Source organism: Antarctobacter sp. (assembly GCF_965277915.1).
Lineage (GTDB): Bacteria > Pseudomonadota > Alphaproteobacteria > Rhodobacterales > Rhodobacteraceae > Antarctobacter.
This window is the reverse complement of record NZ_OZ255849.1, coordinates 3,344,648-3,363,203: the sequence shown is the minus strand read 5'-3', so window position 1 is coordinate 3,363,203 and position 18,556 is coordinate 3,344,648. Positions and strand designations below refer to the sequence as shown.

Below are 18,556 nucleotides of genomic sequence, written 5' to 3'. Positions count from 1 at the left end.
GGGTAGACGAAAAATTCGCGTCCGGGCAACGAGAGACAGGTGAGATGAAGCAAGCAGTTATTCTGGCTGCCTGCCTTGGGCTGGCAGCCTGTGGTGGCGGAACAGCATCCAAACGCAGCTATGGGGCCGCGCCGCAAGTGCGCATCAGTTCGGGGCCGATCGCCAACGCCTGCGTGGCGGCGGGTCGGCAGGGGGCGACGCGACGCCTGTGCGGGTGCGTGCAGGGGGTCGCCGATCAGGACCTTTCGGTGTCGGATCAGCGGTTGGCGGTCTCTTTCTTTTCCGATCCGCATCGGGCGCAGGAAATCCGGCAATCGGACAACCCGCGGCACGAGGTGTTCTGGAAGAAATACAAGGCCTTTGCCGCCCGCGCTGAACAGGTTTGCCGCGGGCAGTAGGCCGGACCGTCACCCGGACCGGGCGTGTGCGAGGATTAGCGCAACCAGGCAATCAAGGCTGTCCGTCCAGCCCACGTCCGCTGGCAGCAAGGGGGCAGCCAGCGACAGTTCGGTGCAGGCAATCAGGATGTGATCGGTGCGCTCTTGCAGGCGCCGGGCTTCTTCGGTCAACGCCGGCAGGATCTCTTCGGGTGGCGCACCGGCCTTGATCGCGCGGATCATCCCCAGCAGCGGCGCGTCGTCCGGCGGCGCGGTGAAGGGCATGTCGAGGTAGGTATCGAAGATCCCGGTCAATCGGGTCGCCGGCGAGGCCAGGATGCCGATGCGACCCTTACCCTCCAGCGTCTGCGCGGTGGCGGCCAGCATGTCGAGAAACGGCAGATCGGTGGCCGCGCGGATACCGGCGGCATAATGATGCGCGGTGTTGCAAGGCATGGCTAGCGCGGTCGCCCCCGCAGCGGCCAGGTCGCGGGCCATCTCTTGCAGGACGGGCAGGGGTGAGGGACCTGTGCCATCGATCAGGGCGGCGATGCGCGAAGGGACGCCCGGGTTCTGATGCACGATCACAGGGACATGATCCGCGTCGTCCTGCGCCGGCATCGCATCGAGCAGTTTCTGCATCAGCAGGACGGTGGCCTGTGGCCCCATCCCGCCGAGAATGCCGACGGGCTTCATGCGCGGGATTTCACGTCGAAGGCATGGGTGTAACCGGTCAGCCCGATGGCGCCGCCGGTGTGCAGGAAGACGACGCGCTCATTGCTCTTGAAATGGCCCTTGCGGATCAGGTCGATCAGTCCCGCAGCCCCCTTGGCCGAATAGACCGGGTCCAGCAGGATCGCCTCGTGCCGGGCAAAGAGGTCGATCGCCTCCAGCGTGCTTTCGGCGGGGATGCCGTAGCCGTCGCCGACGTAGTCCGTGTTGGCCACCACCGCCTCGCGCGCGACCACACCCGGACAGCCCAGCTTGTCGGCGGTCTTCAGGGCAAGGTTGTACACGTTTTCCTCTTGTTTCGCTTTGGGCGCACGCACCCCGATCCCCAGCAGCGGGATACCGGCGTTCATTGCGCACAGCCCGGTGATCAGTCCGGCCTGTGTCCCGGCAGAGCCGGTGGCGTGGACGATGTGATCGACGCGCAGACCTGTCTCGGCGAACTGGTTCAGCATTTCCAGCGCGCAGTTGACGTAGCCAAGCGCGCCTGTCGCGTTCGATCCGCCGCCGGGAATCGTGTAGGCACGCTTGCCATGCTCACGCATGGTTTCGGCCACGGCCTCCATTTCGGCGTTCATGTCCAGGTCCGGCCCACGATGTTCGATCGAGGCGCCGTGGAGCACGTCCAGCAGGACGTTGCCGTTGTAGCGATAGTTCTCGTGATTGTAGCCTGTGCGGTCTTCGAGCAGGATATGACATTCCATGCCCAGTTTCGCCGCCGCCGCCGCAGTCTGGCGGGCATGGTTGGACTGGGTTGCACCCTGGGTGAGGACGACGTCGGCGCGTTGCTCCAGCGCCTCGGCCATGAGGAATTCCAGCTTGCGGGTCTTGTTGCCGCCGGTCGACAGGCCGGTGCAATCGTCGCGCTTGATCCAGATTTCCGGGCCGCCAAGGAATTCGGTCAGACGAGGCAGGGGTTCCAGCGGCGTGGGCAGATGGGCAAGGCGGACACGGGGGAATTTGGCGAGGTTCATCTTTCAACTTTCATTTGCGGCACAGGCGCGTGGGGACAGGTTTGCGAGGCGGGCTTCTGCCGTCAAGGCGTGTCCGGTCATGCCTTCGGCCCGCGAGATGACAGAGGTGGCATGGGCCAGGGCGGGCAGGGCCTCGTCGCGGGCACGTTGCCAGGTGACGGTCTTGAGAAACTTGTGCACCGAGAGCCCGCCAGTATAGCGCGCGGCGCCGCCGGTGGGCAGGACGTGGTTGGGGCCGGAAGCCTTGTCGCCAAAGGCAACCGTGGTCTCGGCCCCCAGGAACAGCGAGCCGTAGCTGGACAGGCGCGCTTGCCACCAGGGCAGGTCGGCGCATTGGACATGCAGGTGTTCAGGGGCATAGCGGTCGGCCTCGGATGCCATCTCTTCGCGGCTGCGACAGAGGACGATTTCGCCCATCGCCTCCCAGGCCTCGCGGGCGGCGCGTGCATTGTCGCCGCCAAGGCGTGCGCAGGTGCGCGGCATGATCTCTGCCACGCGGCTGGCCAGCGGTTCGTGATCCGTCACCAGCCAACAGGGCGAGGTCGGTCCGTGTTCGGCCTGTCCTGCCAGATCCAGAGCGACCAGTTCCGGATCGGCAGTGGCATCGGCCAGGATCAGCACGTCCGTCGGTCCGGCGAACATGTCGATGCCCACGGGGCCGAAAAGCTGGCGCTTCGCCTCGGCGACATAGGCGTTTCCGGGGCCGGCCAGCACGTCGGCGGGGGGTGTTCCGAAAAGACCGTAGGCCATCGCGGCGATCCCTTGCACGCCGCCGAGGGTCAGGATCGTGTCGGCCCCGGCAAGCTGCATGGCATAAAGCGTCGCCGGATCTATTCCCAGCGCGGTCCCTTCCGCGTCGCGACGGGGTGGGGCGCAGGCGGTGACATGGGGCACGCCGGCGGCGCGGGCGGTGGCGATGGTCATCAATGCCGATGCGATATGCGCATAGCGCCCGCCGGGGACGTAGCAACCGGCCGCCGAAACCGGCAGGCTTTTCTGACCTGTGGTCAGGCCCGGATGCAGTTCGATCTCGAAGTCCTGGACCGAAGCGCGCTGCGCCTCGGCAAACCGGCGGATGTTGTCATGTGCATAGGCCAGCGCCTGTTTCAATGCATCGGGCACCTGGCGGGCGGCGTGCTGCATCTCTTCGGGCGATACCGTGATGTCGCCGGTCCAGCCATCAAGGCGGCCGGCATAGTCACGCGCGACCTCTTCGCCGCCGCTCTTGAGGCGGGCCAACATGATTTGCACGGTGTCGGAAATTTCCGCGATCGAGGCGGGGGGCAGGCCGGGGGCGGATTTGATCAGGCGGGACATGCGTTTTCCTTGACGTGGGCGGACAGGTTCACAAAAACGGAAATTGTGACCTCGGAGATTCTGCGATGTTGATGAAAGGCGTGACGTTGCGCGGGCTCGAGGTCTTCGAGGCGCTGGCGGAAACTGGCTCGGTCGCCAAAGCGGCCGAGATGACGGGATTGAGCCAGCCCGCGGTCAGCCAGCAGATGCGTAACCTTGAAGGGGCGCTGGGCGTGGACCTTCTGGATCACGGGCGTCGGCCGATGCAGCTGACCCCGGCGGGCCGGTCGTTCCTGGGGCGGACCCAGGCGGTGCTGCGGCAGTTGCGGTTGGCTCAGAATGAACTGACAGTGATGGATCTCACCCATCTCAGCACGCTGAGCCTTGGGGTGATCGACGATTTCGACAACGACTTGACGCCGCGCCTTGTCACCATCCTGGCCGAGAGCATGACGCGCTGCCGGTTCAAGCTGATCACCGCGCCCAGCCATGAGATCTCCGAGGAGATCAAGGCGCGTCGCCTGCATCTTGCCATCGCTGCCAGCAGCGGCGAGGTGATGGAAGAAATCGTCGAGTATCCTTTGGTGAGAGATCCTTACATCCTTGTCTGCGCCCGCGGTGCGGTCGAGGCGGCGGGCGGGGTCGAGGCGATGATGCGGGCGCTGCCGATCCTGCGTTACGACCGGGCACAGCTGATCGGGCGTCAGATCGAGGCTCACCTGGCGCGGCAAAAGCTGGAATTCGCCGAAAGATTCGAGATCGGGGCACACCTGTCGCTGATGACCCTGGTGGCGCGTGGCATGGGCTGGGCGATCACCACGCCCTTGGGATACATGCGCGCCGGGCGTTACCACGAGCAGATGGAGGCGCATCCCGTGCCCTTCAAACCCTTCTCGCGCACCATTTCGCTGTTTGCCGGAACGGACTGGGCGGACCGGGTGCCGCGCGACGTTGCGCGCACCATGCGGATGCTGGTGAGCGACATGGTCATCGCCCCGGCGCTGGCGCAGTTGCCCTGGCTGGAGGGCGAGCTGAGGGTGATGGAAAGCTGACGGCGCGCGGCATCGGCGCGCGAACAGCACGTTGACCTGTCGCATGACGCCAGATTGCCCTAAGGGCATGCCCTGTCCACGGGGCAATCGTCTGTTTTGGGAAGGAAATGCCGCAGTTTCGAGAATCGTGAAACTGCCCTTGGTCGGCTAGCCTTCGACGTGGTCCACGAAAGCCCGGACAGAGGCCTCGAACCCGCGCGGATCTTCGGCGTGCAGCCAGTGCCCTGCTTTCGGGATCTTGGCAAACCGCGCCTTGGGGAACAGTTTGCGAATACGGGGGCGGTGTTCAGCTTGCACATAGTCGGACTGACCGCCCGAGAGGAACAGCGTCGGTCCTTCGTAGCGCCCCTCGATTTTGGGAAACCCCAGAATCTTGGGCATTTCCCGGGCTAGAGTGTCCAGGTTCAGCTTCCACCGCTTGTTCTGCACGTCCAGAGACTGGGTAAAGAAACTCTGCAGCGTCTTGTCGTCGACATGCTGCGCCAGTTGTTCCACCGCGTCAGAGCGCTTTTCGACGCGGGAGAGGTCAACCGCGCGCATGGCCTCGATAAACTGGATCTGGCTGTGGGTATAGGCAACGGGCGCGATGTCCGCGACAAGAAGAGAGGCCAGCTTCTCGGGGTGTTGCAAGGCCAGGAGCATTGCTGCCTTGCCGCCCATTGAATGCCCGACCACATGCGCGCGTCCGCCGTGGGCGTCGATCAGTTCTGCCAAGTCCCCCGCGAGGTCGGGGTAGCTGTGGGTTTCAGTCCGGGGGCTGTCGCCGTGATTGCGCATGTCCGGGGTCAAAATGTGCCAGCGGTCGGACAGGCGCTTGGCGATCACTCCCCAGTTACGCCCCGAGCCGTATAGCCCGTGAACGATGACAAGGGGGATACCGTCGGGCGTGCCGTGAGAAAGCGTGTTCAACATGGGCAAGACATACGATGCGCGGTGGTCAAGGGCCAGTGGTCGCGCGTCAATCGCGCATCGGCGTGCCGTGTAGGCGCAGGAACAGGCTTTCTTCATCGTCGTTGCGGAAGAAGGGGACGGAGGCGGGCGGGGTGGCGTCCGTCGCGCGCGCCGCCACTTCTGCCAGAACGACCTCGGTGATAAAGGGCATGTCGTAATCGCGGATCTCGTCCACGGCGATCCATTGCAGGTGGGAAAGCTCGTCCGTGGCAGCGTCGAAATCATCCGGATCCGAGGCGAGATCATCCGCGTCGAGCAGGAAGAACCGCGCATCGAAGCGGCGCGGACGTCCCGGCGGGGTGATGGCGCGAAAGATGAATTGTAGCGGTTCGGCCGAGGGGAGGTGCCCGGTGCCGGCAAACTTCAACCAGTCTTCGGGGATCGATTCGGGCCAAGGGGCGGGAACGCCCAGGATTTGCCCGGTTTCCTCCCACAGTTCGCGCACGGCGGCGATTGCCAGCGCGCGGGCCATCTCCGGCGAGGAATCTTCGCTCAGCCGCGCGGCGCAGAGCGGCGGCAGGGCGCGGGCCAGCGGTATCTGCGCGTCCTGCGCATCGACCGCGCCACCGGGAAAGACGAACTTGTTGGGCATGAAGGCGGCCTTGGCGCCGCGCTGTCCCATCAGGACGCGCGGGCGCGTGGCCCTGTCGCGCAGGACAACCACCGTGGCGGCATCGCGGATCGCGGTCTTGTCGATGGGCTTGGTCGTCGTCTCGGTCATCTGCGTCCCTCAGCTTGGGGGCGCAAAACCATGCATGCCGCGTGCCCACTGGAAGGCCACGATCACCCCTTTCAATCGGGGCAGAAGATAGAGCGAGAGCGCGACGCAGCCAACGCCAAAGATCGTGAACAGGACCAGTGGTTCCGGGCGCCAGGTGGTAAAGACCACGTGCAGAAGGGGCGCCATCAGGTGCCCGACGATCAGGATCGTCAGGTAGGCCGGGCCATCGTCCGCCCGGTGATGGTGCAGTTCTTGGCGACAGACCGGGCAGTGATCTCGCACGGTCAGGTATCCCGACAACAACGGGCCATTCCCGCAATTGGGGCAGCGTCGCCTCCAGCCCCGCCAAAGCGTCGGCCACAGGCTGTCTTTTTCCGGAGTGTCCAGCATGTCGTCCATCTCAGTTATACGCGTTACCGTGATGCAGGATGGGGGCGCGGACGATGCTGCGGAAGGGTGCAAAACGTCATTGCGTCCGGATGTCACAGATCACGGCAGCGTGAAGGAAAAGCCGAAATTTCTTGCGACGGAATTGCAGGGCTGGGCCGTGATAGCCTGCAGAGACGCCCGGAGAGCGGGCGGCTTGGACACCCGAGACAAACTCTGGAAGGACAAGGAAATGAAAACGACTGCACTCTGGATCACGGGCGCGATGGTCGTGGTGATGGGCACCGCGGGTCTGGCCTCGGCCAAGGGCATGGAATTTGGCGACCACGGGCCGCGTGGCGCCGTCATGCAGGAAATGTTTGCCGAGATCGACACCGATGGCGACGGCAAGGTGACCAAGGAAGAGATCGAGGCCTTCAAGACCGCACGGTTCGAGGCCGCGGACACCGACGGTGACGGCAAGCTGTCGCGCGAAGAAATCGCGGCAGCCCGCGATGCCCGCCGCGTTGCGCGAATGCAGCAGATGATCGAGCGGCTGGACCAGGACGGCGACGGGCTGCTGAGTGCCGATGAACTGGCTGCAGGTCCGGACCGGCGCGCGCCCCAGGACATGTTCGACCGGCTGGATGCGGACGATGATGGCGCGCTGACCCTGGAAGAGATCGAAAAGGCGCGTGGTGCCTTCCATCGCGGCGGCAAGTCCCGCTTTGGTCACAAGGACCGCGAACACGGTCAGCGTGGCGGGCATGGCCATCACGGTGGCATGGGCTTTCCGTTCTTTGGTGGCCCCAACATGTCGGACGACAGCTGATTGAAGAGACCGGGCGGCGCTGGCCGCCGCCCGGACCGTTGCACACGGCGAGCTGCCGGGATAGCGCGGAACGATGGACGGGATATGCCTTTCGAAGCCATGAGTACGGCAGCCGACGAAGACCTGCTGGCGGATTACGCTGCCGGCGACGCCAGTGCGGCGCGGGTTCTGACCCAGCGCCTTGCGCCGCGCGTCTTCGCACATGCCATGCGGATGCTGGGCGGCGACCGGGCCGAGGCAGAGGACGTTTCGCAGGAAGCGCTGTTGCGCCTCTGGCGTGCGGCGCCGGGGTGGCGCATGGGCGAGGCCAAGGTCTCGACCTGGCTGTACCGGGTGACGGCGAACCTCTGCATCGATCGCATCCGGCGGCGGCGTGGGGGGACGGACATCGACTCGGTACCCGAGCCGGTGGACGAGACGCCCTCGGCGGCGGCGGGACTGCAGCAGCAGGCCCGCGCCGAGGCTCTGCAGGGAGCGCTGGATGCCTTGCCCGACCGGCAGCGCCAGGCGGTGATCCTGCGTCATATCGAGGGGCTGCCCAACCCCGAGATCGCCGAGATCATGGACATCGGGCCGCGCGCGGTCGAGAGTCTGGTGGCGCGGGGCAAGCGGGCATTGGAGGCGGCGCTGATCGGGCGCCGCGCAGAACTGGGATATGAAGACGATGACTGAGCGCAAGGACAACCGGGACGATCCTGTGCTGCCCAAAGGTGGGCAGGAGGACGATGCGCTGGGGCTGTTTTTTGCCGCAGCCCGCGCCGAGACGCCGCAACCCGGCGGCGATTTCCTGGCCCGGATCGAGGCACAGGCGCTGGCCGAGCAGCCGCGCGTGTCGTCCCCGGCGCCGGTTGTCCTGCCGCGCAGGCCGGGACGGTTGGCGCAATTGCGCGACGCGCTCGGCGGCTGGATCGGGGTGACCGGTCTGGCGACTGCCTGCGCGGCGGGGATCCTGATCGGGGTCAGCTCGCAGGATAGTCTGTCGGTTTTCTGGGGAGGCGATGCCGCCGGGCTGGGGACGCTCGGTGTCGATCCCCTGAGCGGTTTCGACCTTGCGTTGATGGAAGGGTAGGCAATGGCGTCGGAAAAGGAAAACACGGCTCGGCCCGGACGTTGGCTGCGCATTCTGCTGTTCCTGTCGCTGGCGCTCAACCTGCTGGTGGTCGGCGCGGCGGTGGGATTCTTCCTCAACGGGCCGCCTGCGCCGCGTGGCGACCGAAGCGATCCGGTGCTGCCCTACACGCGTGCCTTCGACGAAGACCAGCGGCGCGAATTGCGCCGCGGGCTGTGGCGGGCGATGCGCAAGGATGCCGGTGCCATGCGGGCGGGCTATCTGGCGGATTACCAGCGCGGTCTTGACCTGCTGCGGCAGGACCAGTTCGACCAGGCCGCCCTTGCAGCGTTGCTGGCGGACCAGGCCGCCCGCGGCGTCGAAGTGCGGGCGCGCGGTCAGGAGGTTCTGTTGAATTTCCTGGCCGAGATGAGCCCGGAAGAGCGTCGCGCCTATGCCGACAGGCTGGAATCCGAACTGGAGCGGATGCGAAGCCGCGGAAACCGGCGGGATGGCGACAAGGACGGACGCCAGTCGCCGAAACCGCCGCGCGACTGAGCGCGGCGGATTTTCCTCAAGTCAGCCCGGCGCGCCGCGCCTCGGCTTCTTTGTCGTTGCTAACAGGTAGGGATTTGGCCAGTGACGTGGACCCAACTGTCGGTAATGGACGTACCGTGTCGGCCATGACCACCGTGTTGCGTCCCTTGTCTTTGGCCGCGTAAAGCGCCTCGTCCGCGCGTTCGATCAGTTCCAGCGGGCTGGTTTCATGGCCGGGACGACCGATCGCGACCCCGATCGACAGCGTCACGGTCAGCTGCCTGCCGTCGGGCAGGGTCACTGGCTGGCGCGACATGATCCGGCAAAGCCGTTCCGCCGTGCGCTTGGCCGCGGTTCGGCCGGCGTCTGGCATGGCGACCAGGAATTCCTCACCCCCCCAACGCGCGATCAGGTCGGCGGCGCGAAGATTGTCCTTGAGACGCTGCGCCAGGGTGACAAGAACCGCGTCTCCGGCGCCGTGGCCGTGGTTGTCGTTGACCTGCTTGAAGAAATCGAGATCCGCCAGCAGAAGGGCATAGGGGCGTTTCTGAGCCGCTGCGCGGTCGGCCAGACGCGACAGATGCGGCACTGCGTAACGTCGGTTGTACAACCCCGTGAGAGGGTCGCAGACCGCTGCGCGCAGACCGTCGCGCATGTTGGCGCGCAGCCGGTCGTTGGTGCGCTTGCGTTCGATCTGTTTCTTTAGCCGGATGGCCAGTTCGTCGAGGTCGAGGCCCGAGCTGAGCAGGTCGTTCGCCCCCATGTCCAGCGCGCTTGCCGCCTCGCGCTGCTGGTTGGGCTGGGCAATGTAGATCAGCGCCGAATGGCGGGTGTGACGGCTGGCGCGCAGTTGCGGCAAGAGCGTCAGGGCCTCGCCGGAACTACCCGGCGCCTCGGTGACGATCACGACATCCGGTGCGCGGGCGTGTTCGCGCAGCGCGTCCTCGGGGTCGACGACCTCGATCCGGTCGGGAATGCGCGTGGCCAGCCCCTCGCTCAGGACCTTCGTCTCGGGCAGTTTCGGTGGCGAGACCAGGCGGACAAGGCCCGGTGCCACGAAAGCAGCCCCCTCTTCGGCAAGGCCGAGCGCGCGCTGGGTGTCGTCGCGCAGTTGCAGTTCGGCCTCTGCGTCGCGGGCACGCAGAAGAGAGCGCAGCCGGGCCAGCATGACAAGGTCATCGACCGGACGGGTCAGCACATCGTCAGCGCCCGCCGCAAGCGAGGCGAGCCGTTCACCGGGGTCATCGGCGCCATGCAGGATCACCACGGGGATGCGCACGCTGGATGGCAACTTGTTGACTTCGGCGCAGAGCGCACGCCCGGTCATGTCGGGGAGTTCGGTGGCAGTAATCACGAGATCGGGCGAGAGTTTGCGCAGAAGGGCCAGCGCAGTCTCGCCGCTGTCCGCTTGGATCACGTCGTAGTAGGCGGCGGACAATTTGACACGCAGGATGATGCGGTTCGTCGGAACCGAATCGACTATCAATATCCTTCCGGTCATCTTTCGATACCCCCGCGTATGCAGGTTAGCCGCAGTTAGCTGCGCTTGCACTTTTCTTAACACTCAGCTTTGATGATTATTGGTTAAGAAACCCTTTCGGAGAGAGATCAAAATGGATCTGTCGCGGGAAGCCGCCGAAACCGTCGGCTTGCAGGCTGTGGCCTGGCTGGCGGGAAATGACGAGTTGTTGCAGGTCTTTCTAGGCGCAACCGGGGCCTCTCAGGAGGATTTCCGGGAGGGATTGCAGGACCCCACCTTCCAAGGGTCCGTACTCGATTTCCTCCTGATGGATGACGCCTGGGTGATGGAGTTCTGCGAGGCGCAAGGCCTTCGGCCGCAGGATCCTATGGCTGCGCGGATGGCCCTGCCGGGCGGGGAAACGGTGCACTGGACATGACTTTAGCCGCAATCGAGGCGGTGCTTTTCGACAAGGACGGCACCCTTTTCGATTTTGCAGAAACCTGGAACGCCTTTGCGGCGCGTCTGATCGTAAATCTGGCCGGCGGAGATGACCTGAGGCGACACGGGTTGGCGCGGGTCCTGATGTTCGATCTGGAAACGGGCCGTTTCCTGCCGGGCAGTCCGGTGATCGCGGGGACCAACCGCGAGGTGGCGGAACTGATCGCGCCCATCCTGCCCGAACGCAGTATAGAAGAGCTTGAATCGACGATCATCGCCGAAGCGGCCGACGCCCCGTTGAGCGAGGCGGTGGCGCTGGTGCCCTATCTCGCCGGTCTGGCTGCGCGCGGGCTCAGCCTGGGGGTGATGACCAACGACAGCGAATCCGTGGCGCGCGCGCACCTGCGAACCGCCGGGATCGAGGGGATGTTCGATTTCGTTGCCGGGGCCGACAGCGGCCACGGCGCCAAGCCGTCGCCCGCGCCCTTGCTGGCCTTTGCCTCGGCGACAGGTCATGCGCCGGACCGTGTGATCATGGTCGGTGACAGCCTTCACGACCTTGCCGCCGGTCGGGCGGCAGGCATGTGGACGGCCGGCGTGCTGACCGGGATGGCGGATGCGGACACCCTGGCGCCGATGGCGGACGTGGTTCTGCCCGACATCGGGTATCTTCCGGACTGGCTCGCTGCACACGGAACCTGAAAGCGACCGATTTCGTCGGTTTTGCGAAGGAAGGCGCGGTGCGGGCGCTGTGTGATGGTGGGCACCAGACACGGAGAGCCACCATGCCGGATGCCGTTGAAGCTACCTTGACCGCCCAGAAACGCCGCCGGACCGGGGGGCGCGCGGGCAACCGTCGCCGCGGCGGCGCGGCAATCGAACAGATGCCTTGGCGCCTGCCACTCAACATCGATCGCCCCACGGAACCGCTGACCGAGGAAGGCGTGGAACGCCTGCACCATGCGACAATGCGCATCCTCGAAGAGATCGGGATCGAGTTCCTGCACCCCGAGGCGGTCGAGATCCTGCGTGCCGCGGGCTGCACCGTCCAGGGCGAGAACGTCCGCATCGGACGTGACATGGTCATGGAGATGCTCGCCAAGGCCCCGGCGAAGTTCACGCTGATGCCGCGCAATCCGGACCGCAAACTGACCATCGGCGACGGGCACATCCTCTTCGGCAACGTTTCTTCTCCGCCGAATTACTATGACCTGGAGATCGGAAAGAAGGTCTCGGGCACCCGGCAGCAATGCGCGAACCTGCTGAAGTTGACGCAGTATTTCAACTGTATCCATTTCGCGGGCGGCTATCCGGTCGAGCCCGTGGACGTGCATGCAAGCGTGCGTCACCTGGATGTGGTCTTTGACAAGCTGACGCTGACGGACAAGGTCATGCACGCCTATTCCCTCGGCCAGGAGCGGGTCGAGGACGTGATGGAAATGGTGCGCATCAGCCAGGGGATCAGCCACGAAGAGTTCGAGGCGGTTCCGCGGATGTATACCAACATCAACTCGACCTCGCCGCTAAAGCACGACTACCCGATGATGGACGGCTGGATGCGCTTGGCCCGGCGCGGGCAGGGGCTGGTTGTGACACCCTTCACGCTGGCCGGTGCGATGGCGCCCGTGACGATGGCGGGCGCGGTGGCGCAATCCCTGGCCGAGGGTCTGGCGGCAGTGGTGCTGGCGCAGATCATCAACCCGGGTGTTCCTTGCGTGATCGGGACCTTCACCTCGAACGTCGACATGAAGACCGGTGCCCCGGCCTTTGGCACGCCGGAATACATGCGCGCGACCCAGATGACCGGCCAGATGGCGCGTTTCTACGGGTTGCCGATGCGGTCTTCGGGGGTCTGCGCCGCCAACGTGCCGGATGGACAGGCCATGTGGGAAACGGAACATTCTCTATGGGCCGCAGTCCAGTCGGGTACGAACATGGTCTATCACGCGGCGGGCTGGCTGGAAGGCGGTCTGGTCGCCAGCCCCGAGAAATTCATCATGGACTGCGAGGTGTTGCAGCAGATCCAGCGCTACCTCGAACCCGAGATCTGCGATGTCTCGGACGATGCGCTGGCGGTCGAGACGATCCGTGAAGTGGGGCCCAACGGCCATTTCTTCGGTGTTGACCACACGCAAGAGCGCTACGAAACCGCTTTCTACCAACCTTTCCTGTCGGACTGGAAGAACTTCGAGGCCTGGGAGGCGACTGGTGCCGTCTGGACGGCCGAACGCGCGCACACGCTGTTCAAACGCATCCTGGACGAGTTCGAGGCGCCGCCGATGGATCAGTCGATCCGCGAGGAACTGGAGGACTTTGTCGCGCGCCGCAAGGCAGAGGGTGGGGCGCCGACGGACTTCTGACCCAGGACCTGAGGTGGAGAGTTCCCTTGCGGAAATTCGGGCAATTGTACCTGTTTCCGGATTCTTAATCGCTGATCGCCATGCTCCGACCAAGGCGTTGAGGAATGGCAAGATGCACGGGTTGATCCTGCGAACCTTCCAGGTCTTTGTGGAGGATACATATGGCCCCGGGATATGGGCGGACGTTGCCGAGAAGGCGGGTCTTGAGATGCCCGACTTCGAGGCGATGTTGAACTATGCGCCCGAAACCTACAGCGCGCTGATCAGTGCGGCGGAAACCGTGCTTGATAAGCCTGCCGAGGCGATCTGGGAGGACGTGGGTACCTACCTCGTGTCGCACCCCAACAGCGAGGGCTTGCGCCGCCTGCTGCGCTTCGGGGGGGTCGATTTCATCGAGTTCCTGCATTCCCTGGACGATCTTCCTGACCGGAGCCGCCTGGTGGTCGCCGATCTTGTCCTGCCTGACCTGGAGTTGACGGACAACGGCAGCACCCAGTTCAAGTTGCGGGTGGGTGATGGCCTGCCCGGGTTCGGATATGTCATGATGGGGGTCTTGCGGGCGATGGCCGACGACTACGGCGCGCTGGTTCTTCTCGATACCGAAAGCGGGCGTCGGGGCGAACAATACTTGATGGTAACGGTGATCGAGACCGCCTATGCCGAGGGGCGCGAGTTCGAACTGGCCGCAAGCAGTGGTGGGGGGGGCGAGGGATGAGCATCCTCCCCGAGGAAATCCTGCATCTGATCTGTCCGATGCACCTGCTGCTGGAGTCTTCGGGCCATATCCGGCAGGCCGGTCCGACCTTGCACAAGATCAGTCCCGAACCGCTTGAGGGCGCGCTCTTCCTGGAGGTGTTCGAGGTGTTTCGCCCGCGCGCCGTGACCTGCATGAAACAACTCATGCAGACCGAAGGCCGCAAGATTCGCCTGCGGCTGCGGGGGGGCGTCCGTACACAACTCTACGGCGTGCTTGTTGCCGATGGGCAGGGTGGCGCCGTGATCAACCTGTCTTTCGGCATCCACGTGATGAGCGCGGTGCGCGACTATGCTCTGACGAGCTCGGACTTTGCGCCCACGGATCTCGCTGTCGAAATGCTGTACCTGGTCGAGGCAAAATCCGCTGCGATGGATGCCTCTCGGAACCTGAACACCCGGCTTCAGGGCGCAATGGTTGCCGCCGAGGAGAGGGCCTACACGGACACGCTGACCGGGCTGCGCAACCGCCGTGCGCTTGACGCCGTGCTGGAGCGTTTCAAGCGTGGACGGGGGCCGTTTTCCCTGATGCATATCGATCTCGATTTCTTCAAACAGGTCAACGATACCCTGGGGCATGCGGCCGGCGATCTGGTGTTGCGGCATGTCGCCCGCATCATGACGGATGTGATCCGCAAGGATGATACCGCGGTCCGCGTCGGTGGAGACGAGTTCCTGATTGTTTTCGGCGGTTCGATGCAGCCCGAGCGCCTTGGCGAGATTGCCGGCGATCTCATTGACAGGATCGAGCAACCAGTAAGCTACGATGGGCGGGAGTGCCGGGTTTCCGCCAGTATCGGCATTGCGACCGCCGGCGGGGGTATCGACAATCCGGATGAGTTGCTGGAACAGGCAGACATGGCGCTCTACGCCTCAAAACGCGCTGGGCGTGCGCAGTTCTGCTTCTTCGGAGAAGGCCCCGCGGGGGAAGGTCCGACGAAGGTGGCGAGTAAGTGAATTTCCTGCAATTTTGGTCTTGATCCCGCTGAATCCTCATCGTAAGTAGCGCGCCACGGTTGGGGTGTAGCCAAGTGGTAAGGCAACGGTTTTTGGTACCGCGTACCGTAGGTTCGAATCCTACCACCCCAGCCAAATGCCGAAATTATCCAGTAAAAACAAATCCCTTGAGGGGCGTGCCCAGGCCGCTGTCACACCGCCCGCCCGCGCTGTAACACATCCTGTAGCACAGGCTGTGACACACGGCCCTTCCCGGCGCACGCGTCGCAGCTTCGATTCCAACCAGTCCGGTCGAGGAATCGCCATGCCTTACCTCTCCCGGCGCGGCAGAATCTTCTACTTCCGAAAACGGCTCCCCCGAGCGCTCTCCGCGCGCGGATCAAACCCGTTTCTCTGTCTTTCTTTGCGAACCGATTTCCTGCTCGACGCCGTCAGACGCGCCTCCGTGCTCGTCCCGGCTCTTGAAGAGCGAGAAAGACAAATGTTGAAAGACACCGGCCACGCAGACGTCTGCCCTGAACTCAGCAAGTCCATCCTCCAGGAATTCCTGCGCGTAGAATTGATCCGGCTGATCAAATTCGAAGAGCAGATCGCCACGCAGGAAGAGGACGCGCTGGAAGGCCCTGTCAGAAGAACTTGGGTTGCTGTGGGGCAGGGGCCTGACTAGCGTCTCGGGATGACAAAACGCGATCCGTTCAAATACTTCAAGACGAGCCCCGAGATCATCCGCCTGGCGGTGATGCTCTACATCCGCTTCCCACTGTCGTTACGGAATGTGGAGGATCTGCTGCACGAGCGTGGCATCGACGTCAGCCACGAGACGGTTCGGTTCTGGTGGCGCAGGTTCGGGCCTATGTTCGCGGCCGAGATCCGAAAGCGGCGGATCGAGGCCATGCGGTCAAGCCGCTGGCGATGGCATCTCGACGAAATCTTCGTGAAGATCAACGGCGAGACGCATTATCTTTGGCGCGCCATCGACCATGAGGGCGAAGTGCTGGAAAGCTTCGTGACAAAGAAGCGGGACAAGAAAGCCGCCTTGAAATTCCTCAAGAAAGCGATGAGGAAGCACGGTCGGTCAGACGCTCTGGTGACGGACAAGCTCCGCTCCTATGGCGCCGCCCTGAAGGAAATCGGGGCCGAGGATCGACAAGAAACAGGCCGTTGGCTGAACAATCGTGCGGAGAATTCCCATCTGCCGTTTCGACGACGCGAGCGGGCGATGCTCCGGTTCCGGCGAATGCGAAGTCTGCAGAAATTCGCGTCCGTCCATGCCTCCGTCTACAACCATTTCAACCAGGAACGCGGCCTGTCGAGCCGGGACACTTTCAAGGCCAACCGCGCCGCTGCTCTCTCTGAGTGGCGCGCTCTCTGCGCGGCATAAGGGGCAGCCATACTGCCCTTGGTGAGACCGGTTAGAATTGGTCTGACACCACATATCAGTTAGTCCATATTCGGCGATAGCAGGTATCCAGATTCCGGATGGCAGTAGATGAATGATCTCCGAGCCTTGCGCGTCTTCTCGGAAATCTGCCGGCTGGGCAGTTTCTCGAAGGCGGCGGTTGCCTTGGGCATGGCGCAGCCCAGTATCAGCCGAATCGTCCGGGAGCTCGAAGAGGATGTCGGATCGCCGCTCTTCCTCCGGACCGGGCGCGGTGTCGTGCCCAGCGAAGTCGGCGCCGTCGCGTTCGAGCGGGCCGAACGCCTGCTGCTCGAGGCCGACCAGATGATGGTCGACCTGCGCAATGCCTCGGCTAGGCCGTCAGGCAAGGTCATTGTCGGAGTGCTGCCCTCTGTGGCCCAGCGCATCGCCGCCGATCTGGCCAAGCATGTCGCAATTCACGCGCCCGAGATTTTCCTGTCCTTCCGCGTGGGGTCCAGCGATCAGGTTGACCGGTGGGTGTCCGAGGGGCGTGTCGATATCGGCCTTCTGGGGTATTACAAAGAGTCCGACAAAGGAAGTGGCACCGTTCTGTTTCGCTCAGAATTGCTTCTCATCGGGGCGACGCGACATCGTCGTTTGCCGGACGTAATGAACATGCGGGAGTTGGTTGAATATCCCTTGGTGATTGCGCCAGAGCCAAACGGATTGCGCCTGCTGCTACGCGATGCGGCCAAGTCGACCGGAGAGAGCCTCAACGTTGCAGTGGAAGCCGAAGCCATCGAATTGCAGAAGATAATTATCCAGGAATGCATGTATTTTTCCGTGGTCGCGCGTACTGCAGTCGAAGACGAGCTGCGCTCGGGCATTTTTCAATCCGCGCGCATCGAAAACCCACAGCTTTTCCGGTCGGTGGCACTCACCACCACGCAGCAACGTCCCATTAGCCGTGCGGCCAGTGTGATCGCGGATATCCTGATTGAGAAATTCCGTCGGTCCCGGTAGACGTGGACCATTTTGCTCCGGGATTGACATAGATGGTGCAGCCCGTTGTCCGGCGGTACGTCTCGTCAAACCCGACTTCGTCTTGGAACACATCAACCGCCAGGCTGAAGACAAGGCCGTAGGAACTGTCCCGCATATGCCCGTTATAGTCGATCCAACCCGGCGCAACGGTCGTTTCGAAGTGGAAGAGCTTGCTCATGCGTCAGCAATCTCAACTGTACGTTTCAGGATATCGACGCCCTGTGTCTTCCAGAAATGCAACAGGTCGATGAAAATCCAGTTCTCGGCCAGCTTGACGCCCTCGCGGCGGTAGATGTCGATCACCCGCATTTCGCCGGGTTTGTCCGAACCGGGCATCCCCATGAAGCCGCCTGTGTGCCGGGCGGTGAAGTTGGGCCAGCCGAAGAAGCCTCCGTAATGGCCTTCGGCAATGCGGGCGAGGTGGCGGGTCTTGGAACGGTCGGTGAAGGCCGCGCGAAATGGGCCCGAGTGCTGCTTGGCGTAGCGCTCGATCGTGTAGGTCGCTCCGATCCCCGCCGGGCCCCACCAGATCATGTCGTCATGCCAAGTTTGGGCCAGTTCTTCTTCAAGCGGAAGGCCTGACCGCCAGGTTCCCAGATCACCGATCATGGCATTGATCGCTGCAAGCGTGGCTTGGCCCTCGGCCTCCGGCGCATCGTCGTAGAGCAATCCATCATGGGTCAGCGGGCCGGGCTGGACCAGATGCGCAGCGGTTTGCGGCGGGAAAGGATTGAGCCCGGCCTGCATCATCAGGTGGGGAATGTCGAAATACATCGCGGTTTCGACGATGCGGCCATTTTCGACCTTGTTGAATTCGCAGTACCGCAGAAAGGCCATCTTGCCGGTAGGCGGGATGCTCAGCCAGGGCCGGTCAAAGAGGCCCATCAAATGGCCCATGGACACCACCCAGGTGCCTGTGAACCCGTCCAATTCGTTGCGCCCGGCAAAGAAGATATCCTGCCGCCGTTGCAGCCGCGTCAGTGACTGGCGCAGGGGAGCCCAGAATTGCTCTGCCACAGCGTCCGGGCCGGCCAATTCGCCAAATGGGTGGAACCCGCGCCACAGCGCGTCGGGTGCCATTGCTTTTGAAAGAACCGACCCGATTCGATCCGGAGATGCCTCCTCCAACGCAGTGTAAAGGTCTCGAACGAATTGTTTTTCTTCCTGAAAATTCACAGCTGCATCCTGCGTTTGTCTCTTGTTCACAGCATGCGTACTTGTCAATCTGACACTTGCATGTCCAGTGAATTTCCAGACGAAGGCTTGGTCACGTTCGTCAAGGTGGCGTCATTTGTCAGG

Annotated in this window: 23 protein-coding genes and 1 tRNA gene; 15 read left to right on the top strand and 9 right to left on the bottom strand. The window is 63.7% G+C overall.

The features are described from left to right. Positions 1 to 44 precede the first annotated feature (44 nt). Positions 45 to 398: an arginine transporter gene (locus ACQY5B_RS17265; protein ID WP_305971924.1), complete on the top strand. Its 354-nt coding sequence runs from the start codon at positions 45 to 47 to the stop codon at positions 396 to 398. A 9-nt stretch (positions 399 to 407) separates the two neighbouring features. Here ACQY5B_RS17265 and cuyB read toward each other — a convergent pair whose 3' ends face one another. The 3 genes from cuyB to hisD are packed head-to-tail and all read right to left on the bottom strand — an operon-like array spanning position 408 to position 3,397. Further along, a complete protein-coding gene (gene cuyB, locus ACQY5B_RS17260) occupies positions 408 to 1,073 on the bottom strand; it encodes a cysteate racemase (RefSeq protein ID WP_420328293.1) in 666 nt (221 codons plus the stop codon). Then, on the bottom strand, positions 1,070 to 2,080 hold the full coding sequence (gene cuyA, locus ACQY5B_RS17255; RefSeq protein WP_420328294.1) for a D-cysteate sulfo-lyase: 1,011 nt from the start codon (positions 2,078 to 2,080) through the stop codon (positions 1,070 to 1,072). The genes cuyB and cuyA overlap by 4 nt, the downstream gene beginning before the upstream one ends. 3 nt (positions 2,081 to 2,083) lie before the next feature. Continuing rightward, on the bottom strand, positions 2,084 to 3,397 hold the full coding sequence (gene hisD, locus ACQY5B_RS17250) for a histidinol dehydrogenase (RefSeq protein WP_420328295.1): 1,314 nt from the start codon (positions 3,395 to 3,397) through the stop codon (positions 2,084 to 2,086). 65 nt (positions 3,398 to 3,462) lie between these two features. Between hisD and ACQY5B_RS17245 the strand changes: the two genes are divergently transcribed. Next, positions 3,463 to 4,428 carry a LysR family transcriptional regulator gene (locus ACQY5B_RS17245; RefSeq protein WP_420328297.1) on the top strand — a complete coding sequence of 322 codons (966 nt, stop codon included), beginning with the start codon at positions 3,463 to 3,465 and terminating at the stop codon, positions 4,426 to 4,428. Positions 4,429 to 4,575: 147 nt separating this feature from the next. On the opposite strand, the gene ACQY5B_RS17240 is transcribed toward ACQY5B_RS17245, so the two are convergent. From ACQY5B_RS17240 to ACQY5B_RS17230, 3 genes are read right to left on the bottom strand one after another with little or no spacing between them, the layout of a single operon-like run. Further along, positions 4,576 to 5,340, bottom strand: a complete 765-nt coding sequence (locus ACQY5B_RS17240; RefSeq protein ID WP_420328299.1) for an alpha/beta fold hydrolase — start codon at positions 5,338 to 5,340, stop codon at positions 4,576 to 4,578. Between the two features lie 46 nt (positions 5,341 to 5,386). Beyond that, positions 5,387 to 6,100, bottom strand: coding sequence for an NUDIX hydrolase (locus ACQY5B_RS17235; protein WP_420328300.1), 714 nt, complete (start codon positions 6,098 to 6,100; stop codon positions 5,387 to 5,389). 9 nt (positions 6,101 to 6,109) lie between these two features. Next, a complete protein-coding gene (locus tag ACQY5B_RS17230; protein WP_420328301.1) occupies positions 6,110 to 6,499 on the bottom strand; it encodes a DUF983 domain-containing protein in 390 nt (129 codons plus the stop codon). 220 nt (positions 6,500 to 6,719) lie between these two features. Here ACQY5B_RS17230 and ACQY5B_RS17225 point away from each other — a divergent pair, with 220 nt between their 5' ends. The 4 genes from ACQY5B_RS17225 to ACQY5B_RS17210 all read left to right on the top strand — a co-directional run bounded on the left by ACQY5B_RS17225 (position 6,720) and on the right by ACQY5B_RS17210 (position 8,904). Next, entirely contained in the window at positions 6,720 to 7,298 is a 579-nt protein-coding gene (locus tag ACQY5B_RS17225; protein ID WP_420328303.1) for an EF-hand domain-containing protein, read from the top strand. A gap of 84 nt (positions 7,299 to 7,382) precedes the next feature. Further along, the gene (locus tag ACQY5B_RS17220) at positions 7,383 to 7,970 is read left to right on the top strand and encodes an RNA polymerase sigma factor (protein ID WP_420328304.1); all 588 of its coding nucleotides are present in this window, start codon (positions 7,383 to 7,385) and stop codon (positions 7,968 to 7,970) included. Further along, positions 7,963 to 8,367, top strand: coding sequence for a hypothetical protein (locus ACQY5B_RS17215; protein ID WP_420328305.1), 405 nt, complete (start codon positions 7,963 to 7,965; stop codon positions 8,365 to 8,367). Before ACQY5B_RS17220 ends, ACQY5B_RS17215 begins: the two co-directional genes overlap by 8 nt. 3 nt (positions 8,368 to 8,370) lie before the next feature. After that, positions 8,371 to 8,904, top strand: coding sequence for a periplasmic heavy metal sensor (locus ACQY5B_RS17210; RefSeq protein WP_420328307.1), 534 nt, complete (start codon positions 8,371 to 8,373; stop codon positions 8,902 to 8,904). A gap of 16 nt (positions 8,905 to 8,920) precedes the next feature. Here the strand turns inward: ACQY5B_RS17210 and ACQY5B_RS17205 are convergent, their stop codons facing one another. Next, complete coding sequence (locus tag ACQY5B_RS17205; RefSeq protein WP_420328308.1) at positions 8,921 to 10,369, bottom strand: diguanylate cyclase; 1,449 nt, start codon at positions 10,367 to 10,369, stop codon at positions 8,921 to 8,923. Positions 10,370 to 10,496: 127 nt separating this feature from the next. Between ACQY5B_RS17205 and ACQY5B_RS17200 the strand changes: the two genes are divergently transcribed. The 9 genes from ACQY5B_RS17200 to ACQY5B_RS17160 all read left to right on the top strand — a co-directional run bounded on the left by ACQY5B_RS17200 (position 10,497) and on the right by ACQY5B_RS17160 (position 17,236). Next, positions 10,497 to 10,781 (top strand): DUF3572 domain-containing protein, encoded by a 285-nt coding sequence (locus ACQY5B_RS17200; protein WP_305971937.1) that lies wholly within the window; start codon positions 10,497 to 10,499, stop codon positions 10,779 to 10,781. After that, complete coding sequence (locus ACQY5B_RS17195; RefSeq protein ID WP_305971938.1) at positions 10,778 to 11,485, top strand: HAD family hydrolase; 708 nt, start codon at positions 10,778 to 10,780, stop codon at positions 11,483 to 11,485. Before ACQY5B_RS17200 ends, ACQY5B_RS17195 begins: the two co-directional genes overlap by 4 nt. An 83-nt stretch (positions 11,486 to 11,568) precedes the next feature. Further along, positions 11,569 to 13,143 (top strand): trimethylamine methyltransferase family protein, encoded by a 1,575-nt coding sequence (locus tag ACQY5B_RS17190; protein WP_420328311.1) that lies wholly within the window; start codon positions 11,569 to 11,571, stop codon positions 13,141 to 13,143. A 112-nt stretch (positions 13,144 to 13,255) separates the two neighbouring features. After that, positions 13,256 to 13,858, top strand: coding sequence for a heme NO-binding domain-containing protein (locus ACQY5B_RS17185; protein ID WP_305971940.1), 603 nt, complete (start codon positions 13,256 to 13,258; stop codon positions 13,856 to 13,858). A gap of 38 nt (positions 13,859 to 13,896) precedes the next feature. Beyond that, entirely contained in the window at positions 13,897 to 14,853 is a 957-nt protein-coding gene (locus ACQY5B_RS17180) for a GGDEF domain-containing protein (RefSeq protein ID WP_420328312.1), read from the top strand. A gap of 60 nt (positions 14,854 to 14,913) precedes the next feature. Beyond that, positions 14,914 to 14,988, top strand: a tRNA-Gln gene (locus ACQY5B_RS17175). A 169-nt stretch (positions 14,989 to 15,157) separates the two neighbouring features. Then, complete coding sequence (locus tag ACQY5B_RS17170; RefSeq protein WP_420328314.1) at positions 15,158 to 15,520, top strand: DUF6538 domain-containing protein; 363 nt, start codon at positions 15,158 to 15,160, stop codon at positions 15,518 to 15,520. Positions 15,521 to 15,529: 9 nt separating this feature from the next. After that, positions 15,530 to 16,234, top strand: coding sequence for an IS6 family transposase (locus tag ACQY5B_RS17165; RefSeq protein ID WP_420328316.1), 705 nt, complete (start codon positions 15,530 to 15,532; stop codon positions 16,232 to 16,234). A 108-nt stretch (positions 16,235 to 16,342) separates the two neighbouring features. Further along, positions 16,343 to 17,236: a LysR family transcriptional regulator gene (locus ACQY5B_RS17160; RefSeq protein ID WP_420328317.1), complete on the top strand. Its 894-nt coding sequence runs from the start codon at positions 16,343 to 16,345 to the stop codon at positions 17,234 to 17,236. Here ACQY5B_RS17160 and ACQY5B_RS17155 read toward each other — a convergent pair. Then, positions 17,175 to 17,372, bottom strand: a complete 198-nt coding sequence (locus tag ACQY5B_RS17155; RefSeq protein ID WP_428400351.1) for a hypothetical protein — start codon at positions 17,370 to 17,372, stop codon at positions 17,175 to 17,177. The genes ACQY5B_RS17160 and ACQY5B_RS17155 overlap by 62 nt on opposite strands. 59 nt (positions 17,373 to 17,431) lie before the next feature. Then, on the bottom strand, positions 17,432 to 18,433 hold the full coding sequence (locus tag ACQY5B_RS17150; protein WP_420328319.1) for an ester cyclase: 1,002 nt from the start codon (positions 18,431 to 18,433) through the stop codon (positions 17,432 to 17,434). Positions 18,434 to 18,556: the final 123 nt, after the last annotated feature.